This window comes from Halanaerobium sp. (assembly GCF_003070835.1).
This window is the reverse complement of sequence record NZ_QBLR01000452.1, coordinates 1-1,997: the sequence shown is the minus strand read 5'-3', so window position 1 is coordinate 1,997 and position 1,997 is coordinate 1. Positions and strand designations below refer to the sequence as shown.

General features: G+C 33.3%; 1 protein-coding gene and 2 pseudogenes. 2 read left to right on the top strand and 1 reads right to left on the bottom strand.

Annotated elements, in window-relative coordinates; translation table 11 throughout:
• Positions 1–237: 237 nt before the first annotated feature.
• The gene (locus CI949_RS20320; RefSeq protein WP_290769848.1) at positions 238–1,029 is read right to left on the bottom strand and encodes an SDR family oxidoreductase; all 792 of its coding nucleotides are present in this window, start codon (positions 1,027–1,029) and stop codon (positions 238–240) included.
• Positions 1,030–1,230: 201 nt separating this feature from the next.
• Between CI949_RS20320 and CI949_RS20315 the strand changes: the two are divergent.
• A pseudogene (locus tag CI949_RS20315) lies at positions 1,231–1,326 on the top strand (transposase); the annotation flags it as partial.
• Positions 1,327–1,331: 5 nt separating this feature from the next.
• Positions 1,332–1,997 (top strand): annotated as a pseudogene (locus tag CI949_RS20310) (RNA-guided endonuclease TnpB family protein); the annotation flags it as partial.

The following is a 1,997-nucleotide window of genomic DNA, read 5'->3' as shown; positions in this document are numbered from 1 at the left end:
GAATAAGACCCTTATATACCATGTTTTTGGGGTAAAGAAAAATCATCATCCTCTGTACTTACTGTTATTAAAAGCCTCATTTGCTTCGCAATTTACTCCAGCTTTAAATTAATATTCTTATCTGATAATTTTGATTAAATAACTGAAAATAATTTTGAGGGGCTGAAATTATGGATTGCAAAAATTGGCCTGTTCTTTGGGCAAGAAGAAGAAAAGTTAAAGGCTTTATTTATCCACTTATAAGTTTGAACTAGCTGAACCACCATCAATCACAATAGAACTGCCATTAATATAATCAGACTTTGGTGATGATAAAAAGGCTATTAAATCACCTAATTTTTCAGGTGCACCTATTTTCTCTAAAGGTACACTTTTACTCATTGCAGCTAAAGCTTCCTTATAGTTTTCAAATTCAGCATTTTCAACCTGAGAATTAATTAATTCTTCAATTCTTGCAGTTTCATGAGATCCCGGTAAAACAGCATTAGCTCTAATTCCTGGGGCTAACTCCTTAGATAAAGTTTTCATTAAACCAATGACTGTCATTCTAACTGAATTAGAAAGGACCAGATTGTCAATAGCTTCTTTAACACTAATTGAAGTTATATTTACTATAGTTCCTCCACCATCTGCTTTTAAAAATTCTACAGATTCTTTTACCAATCTGACCACACTCATTACAAGCAGATCATAAGATTTATACCAGTCTGCTTCTGTTGTTTCCAGAAAAGATTTAGCGGGTGGTCCACCTGCAGAACTAACTAGATGATCAAGCCGCCCAAAATTATCAACTGCAGTTTTAACTAGCTTTTTAATATCTTCTTTTTTAGTTATATCTCCCTGACAGGAAATAACTCTTCCACCTTTTAGCGCTTTTAATTCTTTTAAAGCACTTTCTAATTTCTGTTGCTCTCTGCCGTTAATAACAACATTAACCCCTTCTTTGACTAAAGCAGCTGCTGCAGCTTTTCCAAGCCCGCTGCTCGAAGCAGTAATAATAGCAGAATTACCTTTTATCTTTAAATCCATAATATAATCCCTCCTGGCTAGTAATTATTTAAAATTTCTTTAACTCTCTTTACCGAATTATAGCTGAGAAAGCCTCGCCTATGATAATGGGCGGGGATGAATCAGCAATTTTAATTTTTAGTCAATGTAGAAATTAAAATTTTGTATAATATGCCCTTGAAAATGAACATATGTTTATAGTATAATATACTTAACAGCTAACATTTAGGTTCTATTTGGATTAGAGCATATTTTGTAGCTGCTGCAGGTGATGTGAGTTCTGAAACTATCCAACACTACATTGAAAATCAAAGGTGATTAATATGCAACTAACCTATATTTTAGAGTTGTTAAAGCCAACTAAAAGAAAAGAAAATATATTCTTAAATAATATTGCAGAAGTAGTTAAAAATCGTAAAGCTGTTGCTGCCAAACTTAAAGTAGGAGAAACAAAATTGAGTTCTGCTGACTTTAAAGAGATAAATCTTCCTGCCGCTGTTAAGAATCAGAATATTAGAGAAGTTAAAGCTCTCTACAAACTATTCTTAAAATCTGGTTCTGAAAAAGATAATATCGAGTTCAAAGCTAACCAGCCTATTTGCTATAATAATCAAAATTATAAAATTGATCACCATATAATTTCAATTCCGCTTTATACCAACAAATGCAAAAGATTTGCTTTTCCTGTTAAGCAGACTGAAAGGTTTGAAGAGCTGCGGCAGCATATCGATAGTGGCTGCAAATTAGGTAAAGCCTGTCTCTTCTACAAGAGAGGTAAATGGTATTTTGCTGTAACAATTAAAATTGCAGCTAAAAAAACCAATAATTCTAATCTAATGGGAATTGACATAGGGCTTCGCCAATTAGCGGTTGCCAGTGTTAAAACTCCCCAAGGCAAAGAAATTAATCGCCAATTCCACAATGGTAAACAGGCAGGTTTTATCCGCAAAAAGTATCGTACATTAAGAAGAAAACTGGGTCAATCTAAA

Coding starts and splice junctions, on each gene's coding strand:
- CI949_RS20320 (WP_290769848.1), bottom strand. CDS start 1,029: ATGGATTTAAAGATAAAAGGTAATTCTGCTATTATTACTGCTTCGAGC.